Source organism: Neglectibacter timonensis (assembly GCF_900048895.1).
GTDB classification, from domain to species: domain Bacteria; phylum Bacillota; class Clostridia; order Oscillospirales; family Acutalibacteraceae; genus Acutalibacter; species Acutalibacter timonensis.
On the sequence record NZ_LT160640.1, the window covers coordinates 999,928 to 1,020,008 of the forward strand.

16 protein-coding genes and 1 pseudogene are annotated in these 20,081 nt (G+C 52.7%); 11 read left to right on the top strand and 6 right to left on the bottom strand.

Translation table 11 applies throughout. The features are described 5' to 3' along the window. The first annotated feature begins 310 nt into the window (after positions 1 to 310). The gene (locus tag BN3911_RS13715) at positions 311 to 1,426 is read left to right on the top strand and encodes an SH3 domain-containing protein (protein WP_066866598.1); all 1,116 of its coding nucleotides are present in this window, start codon (positions 311 to 313) and stop codon (positions 1,424 to 1,426) included. 117 nt (positions 1,427 to 1,543) lie between these two features. Here the strand turns inward: BN3911_RS13715 and cysK are convergent, their stop codons facing one another. After that, entirely contained in the window at positions 1,544 to 2,479 is a 936-nt protein-coding gene (gene cysK, locus BN3911_RS13720) for a cysteine synthase A (protein ID WP_066866599.1), read from the bottom strand. A gap of 254 nt (positions 2,480 to 2,733) precedes the next feature. On the opposite strand from cysK, the gene BN3911_RS13725 reads away from it, so the two are divergent. The 5 genes and pseudogenes from BN3911_RS13725 (at position 2,734) to BN3911_RS13745 (ending at position 9,945) form a co-directional block, all read left to right on the top strand. Next, a complete protein-coding gene (locus BN3911_RS13725) occupies positions 2,734 to 4,131 on the top strand; it encodes an efflux RND transporter periplasmic adaptor subunit (RefSeq protein WP_066866602.1) in 1,398 nt (465 codons plus the stop codon). Continuing rightward, positions 4,128 to 4,829: pseudogene (locus BN3911_RS17855) on the top strand (ABC transporter ATP-binding protein); the annotation flags it as partial. The gene BN3911_RS13725 and the pseudogene BN3911_RS17855, both read left to right, overlap by 4 nt. Before the next feature lie 713 nt (positions 4,830 to 5,542). Then, positions 5,543 to 7,504 carry a hypothetical protein gene (locus BN3911_RS13735; protein ID WP_147578618.1) on the top strand — a complete coding sequence of 654 codons (1,962 nt, stop codon included), beginning with the start codon at positions 5,543 to 5,545 and terminating at the stop codon, positions 7,502 to 7,504. After that, on the top strand, positions 7,497 to 8,756 hold the full coding sequence (locus BN3911_RS13740) for an ABC transporter permease (protein WP_066866606.1): 1,260 nt from the start codon (positions 7,497 to 7,499) through the stop codon (positions 8,754 to 8,756). Before BN3911_RS13735 ends, BN3911_RS13740 begins: the two co-directional genes overlap by 8 nt. A gap of 187 nt (positions 8,757 to 8,943) precedes the next feature. Beyond that, positions 8,944 to 9,945, top strand: coding sequence for an NADH:flavin oxidoreductase (locus tag BN3911_RS13745; protein WP_066867922.1), 1,002 nt, complete (start codon positions 8,944 to 8,946; stop codon positions 9,943 to 9,945). Between the two features lie 42 nt (positions 9,946 to 9,987). On the opposite strand, the gene BN3911_RS13750 is transcribed toward BN3911_RS13745, so the two are convergent. Beyond that, positions 9,988 to 11,061: an FAD-binding protein gene (locus BN3911_RS13750; RefSeq protein ID WP_066866608.1), complete on the bottom strand. Its 1,074-nt coding sequence runs from the start codon at positions 11,059 to 11,061 to the stop codon at positions 9,988 to 9,990. Positions 11,062 to 11,263: 202 nt separating this feature from the next. Between BN3911_RS13750 and BN3911_RS13755 the strand changes: the two genes are divergently transcribed. The 5 genes from BN3911_RS13755 to BN3911_RS13775 all read left to right on the top strand — a co-directional run bounded on the left by BN3911_RS13755 (position 11,264) and on the right by BN3911_RS13775 (position 15,152). Continuing rightward, the gene (locus BN3911_RS13755) at positions 11,264 to 11,725 is read left to right on the top strand and encodes a GNAT family N-acetyltransferase (RefSeq protein ID WP_066866610.1); all 462 of its coding nucleotides are present in this window, start codon (positions 11,264 to 11,266) and stop codon (positions 11,723 to 11,725) included. 83 nt (positions 11,726 to 11,808) lie between these two features. Further along, positions 11,809 to 12,666, top strand: coding sequence for an AraC family transcriptional regulator (locus tag BN3911_RS13760; protein ID WP_066866612.1), 858 nt, complete (start codon positions 11,809 to 11,811; stop codon positions 12,664 to 12,666). A gap of 199 nt (positions 12,667 to 12,865) precedes the next feature. Then, positions 12,866 to 13,636, top strand: a complete 771-nt coding sequence (locus tag BN3911_RS13765; protein WP_066866613.1) for a Cof-type HAD-IIB family hydrolase — start codon at positions 12,866 to 12,868, stop codon at positions 13,634 to 13,636. A gap of 38 nt (positions 13,637 to 13,674) precedes the next feature. Further along, positions 13,675 to 14,367, top strand: a complete 693-nt coding sequence (locus BN3911_RS13770; RefSeq protein ID WP_082942286.1) for a nucleotidyltransferase domain-containing protein — start codon at positions 13,675 to 13,677, stop codon at positions 14,365 to 14,367. Positions 14,368 to 14,372: 5 nt separating this feature from the next. Further along, positions 14,373 to 15,152 (top strand): AAA family ATPase, encoded by a 780-nt coding sequence (locus BN3911_RS13775; RefSeq protein WP_066866615.1) that lies wholly within the window; start codon positions 14,373 to 14,375, stop codon positions 15,150 to 15,152. Here the strand turns inward: BN3911_RS13775 and BN3911_RS13780 are convergent. The 4 genes from BN3911_RS13780 to BN3911_RS13795 all read right to left on the bottom strand — a co-directional run bounded on the left by BN3911_RS13780 (position 15,108) and on the right by BN3911_RS13795 (position 20,004). Next, the gene (locus BN3911_RS13780; protein ID WP_066866617.1) at positions 15,108 to 15,497 is read right to left on the bottom strand and encodes a hypothetical protein; all 390 of its coding nucleotides are present in this window, start codon (positions 15,495 to 15,497) and stop codon (positions 15,108 to 15,110) included. The two genes, BN3911_RS13775 and BN3911_RS13780, sit on opposite strands and share 45 nt — an antisense overlap. A gap of 202 nt (positions 15,498 to 15,699) precedes the next feature. Continuing rightward, positions 15,700 to 16,563 carry a hypothetical protein gene (locus tag BN3911_RS13785; RefSeq protein ID WP_066866619.1) on the bottom strand — a complete coding sequence of 288 codons (864 nt, stop codon included), beginning with the start codon at positions 16,561 to 16,563 and terminating at the stop codon, positions 15,700 to 15,702. 127 nt (positions 16,564 to 16,690) lie between these two features. After that, a complete protein-coding gene (gene gap, locus BN3911_RS13790) occupies positions 16,691 to 17,704 on the bottom strand; it encodes a type I glyceraldehyde-3-phosphate dehydrogenase (RefSeq protein ID WP_066866621.1) in 1,014 nt (337 codons plus the stop codon). Between the two features lie 134 nt (positions 17,705 to 17,838). Then, complete coding sequence (locus BN3911_RS13795; protein ID WP_066867929.1) at positions 17,839 to 20,004, bottom strand: Tex family protein; 2,166 nt, start codon at positions 20,002 to 20,004, stop codon at positions 17,839 to 17,841. Positions 20,005 to 20,081 lie beyond the last annotated feature (77 nt).

The following is a 20,081-nucleotide window of genomic DNA, read 5'->3' on the forward strand; positions in this document are numbered from 1 at the left end:
TTCAGGTTTTTTTCAGGTTCCGGCTGTAGACTCATCTCAAGCGAAACCCGGCCTGCGCGGTTATTATAGCGCAAACCGTTTCGGCACGCAAGTTGAGCTTATTGCCTGGCTGCTGCGAAAATTGTCGGCTGCAGATGAATTTTGTTTGACACGGTTACAATTTTGTTATAAAATCACCTTGGATTCAGAGAAACCTTTTCGATTTCAATTTGCCATAAAACATAAAATAAATCAGTATATTACAGATGAGGAAAGCAATTTTCAGGTGACCTGAAATTGGTCTGTTCCCATTGAAACGCGGTGAATTCCAATGAAGAGACAAATTCGATACCTGGTATATTTCCTGGCAGCGGTATTTACCGCAGCTTTTCTTGCCGCCTGTTCTGCGGGCGCAGAAGAAACTTCGCAGGAAGCTTCTCCGCAGCAGGAGCTTACCGCTGTTTCCGAATCGGAAACAGGGAACGCCCGCCGTACTGCCGGGAAAGATTCAGCCCCGCTGATTGATTACGTCAGTCATAAAACAGCGGAAGGGGCTTCCGGCACTTCTTCCACAGCGGACTCTTCGGGAGAAATCCGTGTTCTTGACGAAGGGGTGACTATGCGGGAAACCCCTCTCTTTTCCAAAGCCAGCGAATACAGCGACCGGCTTTCCGTACTTGCCGCTGGGGAGACGGTTTACGTGACTTGTGAAAGCTTTGCGCTTTGGTATGCCGTTGCCGATGAAAACGGACAGCAGGGCTATGTGTATACCGGCGACATTCAACTGAAAAAAAATGGAGAGCTCCAATCAACCAATGCCGCGGAAGAGGCGGTAAAGCAGAAGTTTGCCCTGCTGCGTGAAAAATTGCCGGAGGGGAAATACTGGAACCATATGGGTACAGATCTACCTTTCGGGGAAGGCGATCCATGGTCGGTGACCGACGAACCCTGTGAGCACAGCATTTACGGAGAGCTCTATTGCAATTTCTACGACGGCGCTACGCTCAACCTCTTTCCCCAATATGGCTATCTTTGCCAATGCCTCGGGTTTGCCAGTTTTCTCAGCGATCAGGTATTTGGGAAGGACGCCCCTCTCCATTACTTTTATGATTACGATCAGCTGCGTGTCGGGGATCAGATACGCCTGAATGAATATGAGCACTCTATGGTGGTGGCGGAAAAAACCGACGAGTATGTCAAGGTTGCCGAAGTGAATGCAGATTATGAAGATTGCCTGATCTCCTGGTCCCGGGAAATCAGCCGGTATGAACTTGACGAACTCTCCTGGGATCTGGAATTTATCACCCGGTATCCTGTCCTGCGGGATGAGGAAGGCGTCCTGCTTTCCGCCGAACAGGTACAGGAGGCTGAGAGCAGCTACAGTCTGGACGGCTGGGCCTATGAAGAGGAAGAATTTGGGTATGATGACTGGGATGACGAATGGTAAAAGCGGCGGTTTCTTCGGTCGGCAATCACGGAATGTAAGACCTCAATTTGCAAAAAAACGGCGCATGGCAATCAACCATGCGCCGTTTACTTTTGCCATATGCCGGGGAAATACTGTTTATTCTCCGGAAAAAAGCGGGGTAGAAAGATAGCGGTCCCCGGTATCCGGCAGCAGCGCCACAATGGTTTTCCCGCAGTATTCCGGTTTGGCTGCCAGACAGACCGCAGCGCTTAGGGCTGCCCCGGATGAGATGCCTACCAGAATTCCCTCGCAGGCTGCGAATTTACGTCCCATCTCATACGCGTCTTCATCAGAAACCTGCACCACTTCTTCGCAGAGGGAGGTATCCAGTACCTTAGGCACAAAACCGGCGCCGATTCCCTGAATCCCATGAGGGCCGCTCCTCCCTTGAGAGAGCACCGGGGAACCGGCAGGTTCCACAGCCGCCAACCGGATCTGGGGATTCTTGGACTTCAGATAACGGCCGACCCCCGTCAGCGTTCCGCCTGTGCCTACTCCGGCAACAAACAGGTCCACCCTGCCCTCTGTCTGCTTCCAAATTTCCGGCCCTGTAGTTTCAAAATGCGCCTGCGGATTGGCCGGATTGTCAAACTGGCCGGGAATAAAGCTGTTAGGCGTCTGCGCCTTCAGTTCTTCCGCCTTCCGAATCGCGCCGGCCATCCCCTCGGAACCGCTGGTCAGGACGATCTGTGCCCCATAGGCTTTCAACAGGTTTCTGCGTTCCACACTCATCGTCTCCGGCATGGTGAGGATCAGGCGGTATCCTTTAGACGTGGCCACCGCAGCCAGGCCGATTCCCGTATTCCCTGAGGTCGGTTCAATGATGACGGAACCGGGCTTCAGCTGTCCGTTCTTTTCCGCCTCTTCAATCATGGCCCGGGCGATCCGGTCCTTTGCGCTGCCTGCCGGGTTAAACCCCTCCAGCTTCACGAACAGCTGGGCCTGCAACCCGCAGGCCCGGGTAAAACGAACCGGCTCCAACATGGGGGTAGAGCCTATCAGCTCCGTAATTCCGTGGGCTATTGTTTCCATAATCTACGCTTCCTCTCTGACTTGATAGCGCCATCGCAGGCGGGGGAACCGCCCCTATATTTCCTACCAAACTAATATGATTTGAATTATACTCTTATTCGCCCATTTGTCAAGCCTTTTCCGCATTCTGCGTTCTCTGCGGCAAAGCGCTCAATACCAGGGAAATTGTAAGATTTACTTGTTGCTATTAGCTCCAGGATCAGTTATAATGATACAGAATATTGTCCCTATTTCGATACAAGGAGCTAAGCGCTATGAAGCATAAAAAAAAGCCGGTCATCATCGTTTCCATCTGTCTTGCCGTTGCCATTGCGGCCTTCTGCCTTTGGTTTTTCTGGCTGAAGGATTTGGTCACCCTGTCCGGCGCCACTCCTGTTTATGTCAACTCCGTTTCCACTATAGTAGGGCTTGACACAGGGACAAATCCACGTTATTCCGGCATTGTGGAGCCGCAGAAAACCTATAAGATCAACAAGGATGAAAGCAAAACCGTAGCTGAAATTTTGATTGCCGAAGGCGATGAAGTGCATGTGGGAGACCCCCTTTTCCGCTATGACACGGAGGAGATGCAGCTCTCCCTCTCTCAGGCGGAACTGGAACTCGAAGGGATTGCCAACCAGATCAGCACGCTGAAAAGCCAGAAATCCACTTTGGAAAGTGAGAAAAAAAAGGCCAGCGATGACGACCAGTATTCCTATACGGTGCAGATTCAGTCCGTAGAACTGCAGATCAAAACCGCAGAATACAACAGCTCGGTCAAAAAAAGCGAGATCGATAAGCTGAAAAACTCCTTGGAGAACGCTGAAGTTCTGTCCGAGGTAGAAGGTGTCGTCAAGGAAGTGAATATCACACCCAAAACAGATGCCACCGGCCAGCAGCTTCCCTTTATCAGCATCCTGTCAAGCGGCGAATTCCGGGTGAAGGGCACTGTTACGGAAATGAACCGCGGCTCTCTGGCAGCGGGCCAGGCAGTTGTCGTCCATTCCCGTGTAAACCCCGACATCACCTGGAGCGGAACCGTGGAAAGTGTGGATTCTGAGCCTATCTCCAACGCCAATAACGGCAACGTCTATTATTCCGGATCCGGAGACAGTTCCGCGAAAAGCTCCAAATATAATTTTTATGTAACACTGCAAAGTCTGGACGGCTTAATTCTGGGCCAGCATGTATACATTGAGCCGGATCTGGGAGAAAGCGCGCAAAAAACCGGCCTCTGGCTGCCCGCATTTTATGTGGCCCACGATGAAAACGGCAGTTTTGTCTGGGCGCGCAGCGGCAAAGATAAGCTGGAGAAGCGCACCGTCATCCTAGGCGATTATGACACCGAGAACGACATGTATGAAATCGAGAGCGGAATCAATGAGCAGGATTTTATAGCCTTTCCCGATGAAACTTTAAAAGAAGGATTGCCCACTACCACGGATTCCTCCGTATCGCTGCCCGGAACTGATGAGAACGGTGGAACAGACGGCGTTCCCGGCGGAATGGATGCAGGTGGGATGGACGGTGGAGCCGCCATTCCCCAAGAGGAGGGAGGCGGCATGGATATGCCCTCTGAGGAAGGCGCTCAGTCCGTTTTGGAGGAGGACGGCACTGCAGACGGCGAAAATTTCCCGGCCGACGGTGCGAACACGGAGGGACTCGAGGGATGATGCTTGAGCTCAGAAACATCTATAAAACTTATCTGCAGGGCAAGCTCGAGGTTCCCGTTCTGAAAAATATTTCCCTATCCGTGGAGGAAGGGGAATATGTGGCCATCATGGGGCCTTCCGGCTCCGGTAAGACTACCCTGATGAATATCATCGGCTGCCTCGACAACCCCACCTCCGGAGACTACCTGTTGGAGGGCGTCAATATTTCTCAGAACAACGATTCCAAAATGTCAGAGGTCCGGCTGCACAGCATCGGCTTCGTCTTCCAGAGTTTTTACCTGCTTTCCAGGGAATCCGCCCTCGAAAACGTAGCGCTTCCCCTTCTGTACGCAGGAGTCAAGAGACAGGAGCGGCTGGAAATCGCCCGGCACGCTCTGGAACGTGTGGGCCTGGGAGACCGCACCGGCTTCAAGCCCACCCAGCTCTCCGGCGGCCAATGCCAGCGGGTTGCCATAGCCAGGGCCATCGTCAATAATCCAAAAATCCTGCTGGCCGACGAACCTACCGGCGCTCTCGACACCAAATCAGGCGAACAGATTATGGAAATTTTTAGGCGGCTCAACGAGGAGGGCGTCACCATTGTGATGATCACCCATGAGCCGGATATTGCCAAGCACGCGCACCGTACGCTGCATATTCGGGACGGCAGGCTGATGGATGAATTCGGCAACTTTATCAATCCTGTCGATGAAGAGGAGACGGTCGATACCGTCGGGACAGAGCCTGCGCCCTCCCTGCCCGAAACCGTATCGGAAAAGAAGCCTCCTGTGCCGAAACAGCAGCGGCAGAAGCACGCCAAACCGAAAACTGGAAACAAAATGCAAAGTGATCCGGCCCATTCGGACATGCCGAACGAACCGGAGTCCGACTCCAAAAAGTCCGCCGCAAAGACTGCTTCTCCGGTTCCGGCAGCCGTTCCTGTTTCACAACCCCAAAGTCCAGCGCCTTCCGCACCCGCTCTGTCGGATACCGCAGTTCTCAAAGAGGAAATTTCTTCTCTGCTGGAACAGGCGCTCTCTTCCGAAGAGCAGGGTATCCCCCCTGAAAAACATGCCGCCGGGGATAAGGCTCCCGCCCTTCCGGAAAATCCGGCCAAACCCGTACTTCCAGCTGCAGCCGAACCTCTGAAGCCCAAAACCGCAGTCTCCTCTCAGCCTGAACGGGCGGCAGGCAATTTTGGAGCGCCCATCGCCACGGAGCTGGACCTAGGCATCATAAAAAAACGTGGAGGCAGCACCTGGGAGAAGGAGCCGGCGAAACAGAACTCTGTTTCGTCTCCGTCCGAAAAGGAAACCCACAGGCCGCAGGGTAGTTTTCATACTCCTATCCGCACCGAGCTTTCCGGCCTCGAGCCAGGATCCGGCAAAAGGGGCGGTACAACGCCTGCTTCCAACCGTGAGAGGGATAAAGCATGACTATGAATAAAAAGACCAGAAACAAGCTTATTATCATCTCTGTATCCATTTTTGCAGCCGCTGTGGCCGCCGTTGGAATCTGGCTCGCCGTCCAATATCAGAATGACCGCAAAACCACGGAAGTAGTGCCGGTAAACCAGATTTCCACCACCTATTGGGGGGATCAAAGCAACTCCTCCGGCATGGTCGCAAGCGATTACGTACAGGAGCTGTATCCCTCCAACGATAAAATCATCAGTGAAATTTTCGTGCAGGAGGGCAGTACGGTAGCAATTGGAGATAAACTGCTTCAATACGATAAAACCAAGCTGGAATTGGACGTCGAGTCCAAAGAGCTGGCTGTCAAAGAGGCTGACCTGAAAATCGATACCGCTCAAAAGCAGCTGAAAAAACTGCAGAATACCAAGCCCGCCCCTTCCTCGAAACCCACTACAGTTCCCATTCCCACCGCCAAGCCTACTGTGAAGCCGGAGCCCACCATCCCTCCCGCGGACGTAACTCTATACAGCCGCCTGGATTTGGATTCCATCCCTTATGCGGGCACCGGAACTTCCGATGACCCTTATATCTTCTTGTGCACGGACGACTGCACCATGACCTCCGATTTTCTTCTCTGGCTGTTGGGCACCGGAACCACACCGGAACCGGAGCCCACACCGACTCCCTCTCCCTCACCGGACGACGGCAGCTCAGACGCAGAAAGCGAGCCTTCCTCTGAGGAGGAATCGGAGGGCGAAGAAGATGTCTTCCCCACTCCGGAACCCAGTTCCAAGCTTGTCTCCCCCTTTGCCGCCATTTTTGAGGTGCGCGAGGCGGACTCCAATTACGGCGACCTCCTCTCCGCCTTTCAATTGGATGGTACAAAGCTCTCCGCCGGATTCCAAATTTCCGATACTATTACCGGTTCCAATTCCCTGGATTCCGTGGCCGACCTTTTCGACGCTCCAAAAACCAACACGGACACTGAAGACAAGGACGACTACGATTCCATGGGCTACACTGCGGCAGAACTGAACAAACTGATTGCTGAAAAGAAGCAGGAGATCAAGGAGCTTCAGCTGCAGCGCAAGCAGGCCAAGCTGGATCTGGACCGTGCAAATCTTGCCCTGGAAAACTCCACGGTACTCAGCAATGTGGACGGCGTTGTCAAAACGCTGACCGACCTGGATACAGCTTTTGCCAACAACGCTCCCTTCCTGGTGGTATCTGGGGACGACAAATATTATGTCAACGGCGTGATCAGCGAGAACCTTTTGGGCAGCCTGAGAGCCGGGGACAGCATCACCGCCAACTCCTGGGAAACCGGCCAGATGTATAACGCTCAAATTGTCAGCATCTCCGACTATCCCCTGGATGCCGGAAACAACTACTATTACGGCGGCTCCGGAAATCCCAACAGCTCCTCCTATGAATTTACCGCTGTGCTTGACAGCGGCGAGGGTCTGAGAAACGGGATGTACCTCGACCTCACTATGAATGTGAAGAGCAGCGAGGAAAACTCCGACGCCCTCTATCTCTGGAAGCCCTATCTGAAGGATGACGAAAGCGGCACCTACGTCTATAAGGTGGGCCCGGACAACCGGCTGCTCAAGCAGTATGTGGAAACAGGCAAGAGCATCTACGGCGGGGAATACTATGAGATCAAGGCGGGGGTGACGCTGGAAGATTACCTGGCTTTCCCCAGTACCGACGTTCTGGTAGGCAGCCGCGTGAAGCTGCAGGATTCGGGAGAGGAGGAGTTTAATCCCTTCGGCGAAAACAGTTCCTCCGGCACGCCGGAAAGCGGCACCTCCAGTCTGGAATCCGCGGACAACTCCAGTTCCCTTCCTGATGAATCGGGAACTGAAGGTGAAGCGCCCTCTACAGACGCTAATGGTGGCGGCGGCACCGTCATCGGCGGCGCCGATGGCGGCATATACTTCAAAACAGAAAACGGAGGGGGTGTAATCCTTGATTGAAAACATACGGCTGTCCTTTCAGGGTATCTGGTCCCACAAACTCCGTTCCGTGCTGACCATGCTGGGCATCATCATCGGGATTGCCTCCATCATTTCCATCGTTTCTACCATCAAGGGTACCAACGAACAGATCAAGCAAAACCTGATCGGTTCCGGTAACAATGTGGTGCGCATCCAGCTCTACCAACAGGACGCCGATTATGTATACGACCCCACCTATGAAGGAATTCCCGACGGGATTCCCACCCTTTCCGATGAAACCTACAGCCAGATTCTGGAGCTTCCCGATGTGGAGGGAGCCTCTGTTTACAACCGCCGGCAGAACTACAACAATTCCTTTTATTACGGGAATACAGAACTTTCCGGCTGTGAAGTTTACGGGATTGACAACACGTATTTCTCCACCTGCGGCTATAAGGTAAAACGGGGCAGAAGCTTTGTTCCCAAGGACTTTCAGGATTTCCGGCCCGTTGCCGTCATCGACAGCAATACGGCCAAGCTGCTGTTCCAAGGAGAAGAACCGATAGGGAAAACTATTGAATACGATTCCATCGCGCTGGTGGTCATCGGCGTTGTGGAGGAGGATTCCAAATTTGAACCCGTCATCAATACTCTGGAAGACTATTTCACCTATGCCCAGTCCAATTCTGCGGGCAAAGTTTTCCTCCCCAACAGTATTTGGCCCATGTTCTTTTCCTACGACGAGCCTCAGGAAGCCGCGGTACGCGCCGCAAGCACAGAAGCCATGTCCACTGTGGGGAAAAGTGTTGCAGACCTGATGAATGCCACGAACACGAATGGGAGTATTGTCTATAAGGGTGAGGATACCCTGCAGAAAGCCAAAGACCTGCAGGATCTAAGCAACGCAACCAACCAGCAGCTCATTTGGATCGCCAGTATTTCCCTGCTTGTAGGCGGTATCGGCGTGATGAACATCATGCTGGTGTCCGTGACGGAACGGACACGGGAAATCGGCCTGAAAAAGGCCATCGGCGCCAAAAAGAGACGAATTCTCTGGCAGTTTCTCACAGAAGCCGCCGTGCTTACCAGTTTGGGAGGCTTAATCGGCGTGGGCGCGGGGATAGGCCTCTCCGAGCTGATCTCCACGCTGACAAAGGCGCCTGTATCCATCAGCATCCCCTTTATCTTTTTGTCGGTGCTGTTTTCCATGATCATCGGCATCATCTTCGGGCTGCTGCCCTCGGTGAAAGCCGCCAATTTGAATCCCATTGACGCGCTGCGCCACGAATAAGACAGCTTTGTTTTTTGACTCTGCAAAAAAGCCGCTCCCTGCCGCATACCAAAACACGGTACGCAGCGGGGAGCTTTCTTTTCTCATGCCGGGGTTTCCATTGCCATACGCCAGGCGCTGCCGGAAGGCAAACTGTTCTCCCCCGCATCTGTCAAATTTTTATTCCAAACTGAAGGGAGTTTCTGTTATGCAGCATCTTACTCAATCCATTTTCGTGAAAAATCTGGAGCTCAAAAACCGGTTGGTCATGCCTCCCATGGCCTCGGCCCGTTCCGGGCAGGACGGTTCCGTCACATCATCCCTCTGCAGCTACTATGAAGAAAGAACCCACGGGGGAAACATCGGCCTTGTCATCACCGAGCACGCTTTCATCAGCCCGGAAGGCCGTGCCAGCGCCGGACAGCTTTCTGTAGCGGAGGATTCCTTGCTCCCGGGGCTGGCCCGCCTGGCGGAAACCCTCCATCGGAATCATACTCCTGTTTTTGTGCAGCTGAATCATGCAGGGAGCAAGGCCTCTAAAAACGATTGCCCTGCCGTGGGCCCCTCTGCAGGCGCAGGCCCCCTGGAAGGCGCCTTTGAATCTGAATTTCAGGAGCTCTCCCCTGATGGCATCGCCGGTCTTGCCGACAAATTCAGGAAAGCCGCCCTGCGCGCCAAACAGGCAGGCTTCGACGGCGTGGAGCTTCATGCCGCGCACGGCTACCTGCTGAATCAATTTTACTCTCCACTCACCAACCGCCGCACGGATGTTTATGGGGGCCAGACGTTGGATAGCCGGATCCGCTTTCTTCTGGAAACGCTCAAAGCCGTCCGCGGCGCAGTGGGAGAAGAGTATCCCATCGCCGTCCGGCTGGGCGGGTGCGACTATAAGGAGGGCGGCAGCAGCATTGCGGACAGCGTCTCCGCCTGTATCGCTCTGGAAAAAGCAGGCGCGGACCTGCTGGACATTTCCGGCGGCCTCTTTGGCTATATGGTTTCAGACAGCCGCGAACCCGGATACTTCCGAGATATGACCGCTCAAATCAAGCAAGCCGTTCAGATTCCTGTACTCCTTACCGGAGGCGTCACAACGCCTGAACAGGCAGAAAAGCTGCTTGCAGAAAAAGCTGCAGATCTCATCGGCGTGGGACGGGCCCTGCTGAAGGATCCCAGTTGGGCAGACGCCGCGTTCTCCTCCCCCACGATTTGAGAAATCAAGAAAAAAGGCCGTCCGCTCCGGGAATGTAATTCCTCATTGCCCTGCTTCCGTACCTGACGGCCAGACGTCTATACTGCCGATTCCGGTTCTCATGATCCAACTGCGTACCAACGGCGTGTACATAAACCACCGCTTCCCCATCTTCAGGGCCAGTTTTACCCGCAGATGGGCAGTCTTTCTGCGGTACCGGGCCGCTGTCCTCTCGGCGGTTCCACCCTCCAGAAAAGCCTCTGCCAACATGCTGCCGCTGAGAATAGCGCTGCTGATTCCCTCAAAAGAGCTTGGGCTGATAAAACCGGCTGCCTCCCCAATCAGGTAGACCCCGTCCTTCCCAGTCTGAAAATCTCGAAGCCTTCTGGGACGCAGCGCCAGGCAGGCCTCGGTTTTTATGCATCGCGAAAAATCAAAACCAAGATAGTTGGCCAGCCGCTTTTTCTGCCGTTCGAAGGCCTCACGGCAGCCCTCAGGGGCAAAACAGCCGCCGAATATGAAACTCCCGTCCTTGCAGATTGACCAGGAGCAGCTCTCGCTCGTCTCTTCATCAAAGACGCAGGAATAGAACGGAGCATCTGCGCCGCTGTTGCGGTACCATTGCTGTATCGCAACATAGTGCTTGACCGGATGGTCAAAAAAATTTTTTCTCACCAGGGAATTCGCGCCGTCTGCGCCCACCAGCTGCCGGGCCTGTATCCAATCCTTTTTTCCTTCCCCGCTGACCAGCAGCCGAAAGCCTTCGCTTTCCCGTTCCAGCTTCAGGCACCTTCCCTTCCGCTTTTCCACCGTGCCGGGTACCAGAGAAACCAGCCAGCGGTCAAAGGCATAGCGGTCGATATTCAGGTAATGCCTGGAATAATAACGGATTTTTCTGCGGGCCACATCGATGGTTTTGACAGAAAAAATCTGTGGATCCACCAAAATGCTTTTGGGCAGAACCAAATCAAAATGCGCCAGAGCCTTTTGGGCGTCCGGCGCCAGGAGGCCGCCGCAGGGCTTTGAATTGTGTTCCTCCTGGCCGTCCAGCAGCAGGATCTTCAGACCCTGCCCGGCCATCAGCCTTGCAAAGGTGGCCCCGGCCGGTCCAGCACCTATCACGGCAATATCAAACATTATATTTTTCTCCTTCGTCTGCGGGCCTATGGAATCTCCTGTCGGACTTGGAAAAGAAACACTGCAGTTCTTTCCCTGCAGGTATAGAGACTTCGTTGTTTTCATTCTAATATCGGCATAGGAAAATGTCAAACAAATTGAATGCGGACGAATACGTTTCTAGTGAAATCCAGAGCAAAGAACGCTTAAGTGGAGGAACGGTATGAAATATGTAATTGCATCATCCGATATGGCAAACGAAATTTACCATGTTTTACATACAGCTATTAAAACAATTTATCCCAAGTATTATCCGAAGGAAGTAGTGGATTTCTTTTGCAGACATCACAGTAAAGAACATGTTTTGAAGGGCATCGCGTCTGGTAACATGGGCGTATTGATGGAAGGCAATGTGATCGTTGGAACCGGCTGCTTTGATCAGAACCATATTACAGGCGTATACGTGCTGCCTTCTTTCCAAAAGCGGGGCTTCGGCTCGCACATTATGAATTGTTTGGAAAACGAAATTTCCAGAAAATACGATACCGCTGTCTTAGACGCATCTCTACCCGCTGTGTGCTTGTATGAGCATAGAGGGTATAAAACTGTAGGACATGGAGTTCATGAGCTGGAGAACGGCGCCAAACTGGTTTATGAGATTATGGAGAAAAAAATCAGAAGCTGATCAGCAGACAAAACAAAGCAAGGGAAATCGGGCAGGCTTTTATTTGATGAGTTATACTGTCCTTACAGCAGGAGGCGGTACGAATGGAATGGACAGATGCCATACAGAGCGCAATCAGCTTTATAGAGCAGCATATTACCGACGACATCACCGCAGAGGATGTTGCAAACCATGTGCATATCTCTTCTTTTTACTTTCAAAAGGGATTCAGCATGCTTTGCGGTTATTCTGTGACGGAGTATATCCGAAACCGCAGGTTGGCTCTCGCCGGCGGAGCCCTTGCCGCAACAGATATGAAAATCATTGATATTGCGATGAAATATGGCTATGATTCTCCTGACAGCTTCACAAAAGCGTTCACAAGATTTCATGGTGTATCGCCTGCTATGGTGCGGAAGAATGATGTCACAATAAAGACTTTTGCACCGCTGAAATTAGAAATTTTATTGAAAGGCGGTTATCTCATGAACTACAAAATTATTGACAAGGAAAGCTTTACAGTGCTTGGTGCGTCCAAAAAATTCGAATATGAAAATTGCAAGCAGGAAATCCCTATGTTTTGGCAGGAGCATTATGCAAAAGGACATGGAAAATATGTCGGGGGGATGTTCGGAATCAATATAGATGAACAGATGGGCAATGACAGCTTCGAATATCTGATTGCAGACTTGTATAACCCCAACACGGAAATTACAGAGGGCTTCGTGACCCGGACGATTCCTGCTTTTACCTGGGCTGTTTTTTCCTGCGACGGACCGCTGCCAACGGCACTTCAAGATGTGAATACAAAAATCTTTTCAGAATGGCTTCCGGCATTGAAAGAATATGAATTTGCGGCAGGCTATTGTGTGGAAATGTATGACGCGGCAGACAAATACCCCAGAGGAGTACAGGATGAAAACTATCATTCAGAAATTTGGATTCCAATTCGGAAGAAATAATCCCCGCCAATTACCCCTTCATTAGGAAAATGTGATTTTTCGAGTACACCGCGCAGCGTTGAAACACTGCGCGGTGTTTCTCTTACCGGCTGTTTCTGCCGGACGCTGCCCTGTCCTTAAAGCCCATGAACGAGCGAAAAGCTTGCTCCCACTTGCTGTTTGTGCTATGATAACCCACAAGACAGAAGGAGGAATGAATATGGAACAGCAAATCAGATTGATTGCCAGCGACCTGGACGGTACATTGCTGCGTGATGACAGGACTCTCTCCTCCTATACGCGCTCTGTACTGAAACGCTGCAGGACCGCAGGCATCCTGTTTTTTGCTGTTACAGCACGGCCTCCCCGGGCATTGGAAAGCGCGATTCCAGGCCTGGAATACGACGGAGCGATCTGCCACAACGGAGCTGTGGCAATTCTCAACAATGAAATTGTCTGGGAACAGGGAATCGAACCCGCTCTGACCGCTGAACTGATACGGCGCCTTCTGGCTGAGTTTCCCGGCATACAGCTGGCGGCGGAAATCGGCGGCGATCTCTACGCCAATTTCCGGGCCACCGATATTTGGCCCGGTGCCCCCTACCTTTTAACCGATTATGCCTCTTTGCCGGACAGGCCTTCAGAAAAATGGATCGTGGCGTTATCCGCGCCGGAGGAAGCTGCCGTTCTGGAACGAATGGTACCGGAAAGCCTTTCCGTAGTAGTCTCGGAAAACCGGATTGCCATGATTCAGCCTAAAGATGTGGACAAGGGAAAAGCGCTGGAGGCGTTGTGGCAGCGCCTGGGGCTCTCCGCCTCTCAAGCCGTGGGCTTCGGCGACGATTGGAACGATCTCTCCCTGCTGCATGCCTGCGGCACAGGCATCGCCGTGGAAAACGCCCTGCCTGCGGTGAAAGCCGCTGCAGACGGGGTCTGTCCCTCCAACAGGGAAGATGGGGTTGCTCAATGGCTGGAAGATCACCTGCTTTAAATCCCGAAACGCCCAGGAATCAGGGGAGGAGAAAATAAATGATGCTGCAAATCGATCTTTGGAGCGAAACGTTTGCCGAAAAACTGAAGGAAGCGTTTGGCACTCGATTGAAATTTTTAGGATATCAGGGCAGCTATGGGCGCGGAGAAGCCGCTCCCCAAAGCGATATTGATATCGTGACCGTGCTGGACCATGTGGACACGGATGACCTGGATCGATACCGCCTGCTGGTCCGTGAAATGCCCCACGGGGAGCTGGCCTGCGGATTTCTCTGCGGAACAAGGGAACTGTATCATTGGCCCAAGTTCGACTTATACGGCCTTCTGCTGGACACCAAGTCCGTGTGGGGAAATCTTCTTGATTGGATTCCGGCGCTGACTGCCGACAGCCTGCGGGAGGCCCTGCAGATCGGCGTTTCCAACCTGTATCACGCCGCCTGCCACACTTACCTCTATCACGAGAATCCGAAAACCGCCTTGTCTGCGTTGGGAAAACAGGCCTTCTTCTGCCTGCGTTTCTGCTCCCTTTTGAAGGACGGCGTTTACCGGGCCGCTAAAAAAGATCTTTTCCCCTGCCTGGACAGCCGGGAGAAAGCGCTGCTCTCCCTCTCCCTGGAACCCGAAAGGACTGCCGGATTCTCTGACAAGGAGACAGCCGACGCCTACACGCTGCTGCTCCAATGGTGTGGGGACATCCTCTCCAAAGAGGAAGAAAGCAGCCGGGGAGAATAAAAATCATGTTTATCAACAGCATAGTTAAAACAAACGCGCCTCTGCCGGAGCAGGACGCGTATCTCCGGAAAATACCGGCAATCTCAGGGCTTAGCAGGCTGGATTTGAACTGTCCTGTCACGTTCCTGGTTGGGGAAAACGGCAGCGGCAAATCCACCCTGCTGGAGGCTGTGGCAGTAGCCTTCGGCTTCAATCCGGAAGGCGGCTCCCGCAACTTTCACTTTTCCACTGAAGATACCCATTCCGCGCTTTCTCAGCTGCTCTGCCTCTACAAAGGGCCCTACCGCCCGAAAGACGGCTTTTTCCTCCGGGCCGAAAGCTTTTATAACGCGGCAAGCGAGGTGGACAGACTGTCAAAAAACAACCTCTATGGCAGCAGTCCGGACAAAAGCTACCTGCAGAATTTTGGCGGGAAGTCGCTGCACCAGCAATCCCATGGAGAAAGTTTCCTGGCCCTGGTGCTCAACCGCTTTTGGGGAAATGGCCTGTATCTTCTGGATGAACCGGAAGCCGCGCTCTCCCCTGCCCGGCAGCTGACCCTGCTTTCCGAAATCCACCGGCTGGTGAAAAAGAATTCTCAGCTGCTTATCGCCACCCACTCTCCCATCCTTATGACTTACCCTGACGCTGAAATCCTGCTGCTGAGCGACGGCCCCATCCGGCCGGTCGCTTATGAAGATACTGAACATTATCAGATTACGAAGAGCTTTCTCGAAAATCCTCAGCGAATGCTCCGGATTTTACTGGAGGAAGAGCCAGCCGAGGGCGCTGCCCTTTCTGATTAGCCAGCGGTCCTTTTCCCTCAGCGCCACACCCAGAACCTCTCCCTGTTCCACGGCAAGCCGGCTGTCTGTGATGTCGCCGCTTTGAACCCCCTCCGGCCCCTCGTGGAGAAACCCATTAGGGATTTCCAGCACGGATCCGGTCTTCCGATGACGGCGGCAGCTGAATATTTCCCCCTTCTTCAACACTTCCACGGCATTTTCCGGCCATACAATGGCAATCCCCTCTTTCGCTTGCTGAGAGCACGGCGCTGCCGTTTCGGGAAAGCTGTCTGCAAAAACCCAGTCCCACATCTCTGTCACATTGTCCAATATCACCATGTTCAGCTGCCCAAGGTTCTTGACCACGTTTCCCCCGTCAAGGGATGGGCAGTTACATCTCGCCTCATAAAACGGTGCGTTGTCGATGCAGCTGAAACGGTAATTGGCGGTAGGAGAATGGCCTAGAAAGGCGGAAATAATTTTTGGTACTGACGAAGCTCAATATCAGAAGTCCCGTATTACTACTGGATTGTATACGCTTGGCTCTGTTATTTTGAGAATCAAAAGCTTATTTTTCAAGATAAAGTAATCTGTTAACCTTATCAATGAAACCCGTGTGGAGTTCCTTTAATGCATAATTTGCCCAAGAGGGGAATAGAGTCTTCTGACAGGCGAAGTGCAATGTAGTAAGAATAGAAACCACATTATCTATGATCATTTCTGAGATGTCAAACTTACCATATTCCTCAAGAAAGGCTTTTTTTGCCACCTCGGACAGTGAAAAACACACATTTCTTATATCTGCATAAGCATACCCTTTTCCAAGCAGATTGTAATCGAGCATCATTGCTGATGTACGATTTTGCGCAACTATCAGATTTGTATAGTAGAAATCATTATATGTTAAGGTTCGTTTGGCTTTGTTCAGAAGTTTTTCGATTATGTCAAAATTGCTTTCTATCAATTTCCAAACGGGAAGCTCCGATGAATTGGTTTCTAATTTGATTTTCTCTATATTCTCAAATGTTAAGAGATCATTCTCATCATAGAGCGGCACACAACTATTTTCTTCTATATATTCATATCCTCTGTGGTGCAACAGCTTATACCATTTGGCTATCAGTGTGGCGATTTCTGCATCGTCCAAATCTTTTTCTATCCCTAACCTATATGTATTGTTACTACAAACATCTTCTATCAACAGGGCTTTATCCGTGGAAGAAATAAAATTTAACGTGGGAATATTTAATGACGAGAGAATTTTGTAATTACCAATTTCTCTGCGAAACTCACGCCTTTGAAAAAGCTTCATTACATATGATTTGTTTTCACAGTTAATGCGTGCAACTATAACGCCATCTTTTTCTTGTAATATATTGATGGACTTATAGTCTATATTCATTTTGGTAAGTTCAAATATTATTTGGTCCATATGCTAATCACCTGCTTTCATAAAGAACAACTTCAACATGTGCTGCCATAATTTCTTTCCGTCTATAAAAATTAATAAAAAATCCCGCAAGAAAAGCTTGCGGGATTTTTTGGGATTTTAGGAATCCTTAGATTTCTGCAAAATACTTAATGGTGCGAACCATCTGGCTGGTGTAGCTGTTCTCGTTGTCATACCAGGAAACAACCTGAACCTGATAGAGGCCGTCGCCGATTTCGGTGACCATGGTCTGGGTAGCATCAAACAGAGAACCGTAAGTGATGCCGATCACGTCGGAGGAAACCAGCTCTTCTTCGGTGTAGCCGAAAGACTCGGAAGAAGCAGCCTTCATCGCAGCGTTGATGCCTTCCTTGGTAACGTTCTCGCCCTTGACAACCGCAACCAGAATGGTGGTGGAGCCGGTGGGAACGGGAACACGCTGAGCAGAGCCGATCAGCTTGCCGTTCAGCTCGGGAATCACCAGGCCGATTGCCTTGGCAGCGCCGGTGGAGTTAGGAACAATGTTCACAGCCGCAGCACGGGCACGACGCAGGTCGCCCTTGCGGTGCGGGCCGTCCAGAACCATCTGGTCGCCGGTATAGGCATGAACCGTGGTCATGATACCGCTCTGGATGGGAGCATAGTTATTCAGCGTATTGGCCATGGGGGCCAGGCAGTTGGTGGTGCAGGAAGCAGCGGAGATGATGGCGTCGTCCTTGGACAGGGTCTTCTCATTCACGCTGTACACAATGGTCTTCAGGTCGTTGCCCGCGGGTGCGGAAATAACAACCTTCTTAGCGCCGGCATCAATATGAGCCTGGCTCTTATCCTTAGAGGTGTAGAAACCGGTGCATTCCAGAACTACGTCTACGCCGATCTCGCCCCAGGGCAGATTCTTGGCGTCTTTCTCCGCATAGATCTTGATGGTCTCGCCATCGACAGTGATGGAATCCTCACCGGCGGTGACCTTGTCGCACAGAGCATAGCGGCCCTGGGCGGAATCGTACTTCAGCAGATGAGCCAGCATTTTGGGGCTGGTCAAATCGTTGATTGCGACGATCTCATAGCCCTCGGCGCCGAACATCTGGCGGAAAGCCAGGCGGCCGATACGGCCAAAACCGTTGATTGCAACTTTTACAGACATAAATGATAACCTCCTGAAAATTTTAATAGGGATTTATCAATCTTGTCTTATTCTAATGCATTTTCCCCCAGAATACAAGAGTTTGACAGAAAAATAACGCAATTTTATTGTGTTTTTGCACTCACGCTATCCAGTCAGCCGGCTTTTGACGCAGCGCCGCCCGGCTTCTGCTTTTTCATGGTGAGGGAAATCCGCTTTTTCTGCACATCCACTTCCAGCACAGTCACTTCTACCACATCCCCCACCGTCAAAACCTCGGAGGGATGCCGGATAAAGCGGTCTGTAATCTGAGAGACATGCACAAGCCCGTCCTGGTGGACGCCAATATCGACAAACGCGCCGAAATCCACCACATTGCGTACAGTGCCGGTCAGCTGCATGCCGGGCTTCAGGTCGTTCATATCCATCACATCTGTACGCAGCAGCGGAGGGGGCAGTTCATCCCGCGGGTCTCTGCCGGGTTTCTGCAGCTCCGCCGCAATATCCCGCAGGGTGGGCAGGCCCACGCCGCAGGCTTCCGCGGCTTTCTGTTCTCCAAATTCCTTCATCCTCTGGTTCAGTTCGGAGAGGCGCCCCACATCCGCAAGCGTATACCCGCACAGGGACAGAAGCTTTTCCGCCGCCCGGTAGGATTCCGGATGCACCGCCGTGCGGTCCAGCACATTTTCACTCTCCGGGACACGCAGAAAACCCGCGCACTGCTCGAAGGCCTTGGGTCCCAGCTTTGAAACCTTCAAAAGCTCCTTCCTGCTGTGGAAGCATCCGTTTTCTTCCCGGTAAGCCGTCACGTTTTTCGCCACAGTGGGGCTGACGCCGGCCACCCGGCGCAAAAGGGAGGGCGACGCTGTGTTCAAATCCACCCCCACGGCATTCACGCAGTCCTCCACCACGCCGTCCAGGGTTTCAGAAAGCCTGGCCTGGGGCATATCATGCTGATACTGACCCACGCCGATGGCCTTGGGGTCTATCTTCACAAGCTCTGCCAGCGGATCCTGAAGCCGCCGGGCAATGGAGACCGCCGAACGCAGAGACACGTCAAAGTCCGGGAATTCTTCCGCTCCCAGCTTGGAGGCGGAATAGACGGAGGCCCCTGCCTCGCTGACCACCATATAGGAAACCTCTTTCCCGTATTCCCTGAGAAAATCGGCCACAAAAACCTCAGATTCGCGGGAGGCCGTACCGTTGCCGATGGCGATACAGGTGACGCCGTGGCTGTCGCAGAGACGGCGCAGCACCTTTTTGGATTCCTCTGTTTTGTTGTGAGGCTTTGTGGGGTAGATGACGCCCGTTTCCAGCACCCGGCCGGTTCCGTCCACCACCGCCAGCTTGCAGCCTGTCCGGTAGGCTGGGTCAAAGCCCAGGGTCACCCGGTTTTTGACGGGAGGCTGCATCAGCAATGGGCGGAGGTTCAGCGCAAAGGTGCGAATTGCCTGCTCATTGGCGGCATCCGTCAAGTCGCTGCGGATTTCCCGCTCCAGCGAGGGGAAAATCAGCCTGTCCCAGGCGTCCTCAGCTACCTCCTGCAGCAGGGCAGCAAAGGGATGCCCCGGCCTCACTGCACAGCGCAGAACCAGGGACACGGCCTCCGCATCGCCTGCCTGAACAGAAACCTTCAGGATTCCCTCCTTTTCCCCGCGGTTAATGGCCAGCACCCGATGGCTTTGCAGCCGCCGGATGGGCTCTTCATATTCATAATAAAGCCGGTATACCGTATCTTCTTCGGTAGCGGCTTCAGAGCGCAGCGTCCCGTTTTTCTGCATCTGCAGCCGCAGCCGTTTCCGAATGTCCGCATCGTCGGACAGGTTCTCCGCCAAAATATCCCGGGCGCCGGCAAGCGCCTCTTCCGGCGTCTCCACTCCTTTGTCCGGATCTGTAAAGCGCGCTGCCAAAACCAGCGGGTCACTGCTGTCCGCCTTTCCGGAAAACAGCAGCTCCGCCAGAGGCTCCAGCCCCTTGTCCCGCGCAATGCTGGCCCTGGTCCGCCTTTTGGGCCGGTAAGGCCGGTAGAGGTCGTCCACTTCAGCCAGTGTGGAAGCCGCATCGATGGCTCCTGCAAGTTCCGGAGTCAGTTTTCCCTGTTCCTCGATAGAATTTTTCACCTCGGCCCGTCTGTTCTCCAGACCCCGCAGATAATTGAGCCGGTCCGACAGCATGCGTATGGTCTGATCGTCCATCGTTCCATGCTGCTCTTTCCGGTAACGTGCAATAAATGGCACTGTGTTTCCCTCGTCCAAAAGCTGTACCACGGCAGCCGCATGCTCCGGCCGCACCTTGAGTTCCTGCGCCAGCTGCGCTATCATTTTTTCCGTCTGTTCCACTGCAATAACCACTCTTCCTTTCTCAAGACCACGGCTTCCCCCACATCCCGCCGAACCAA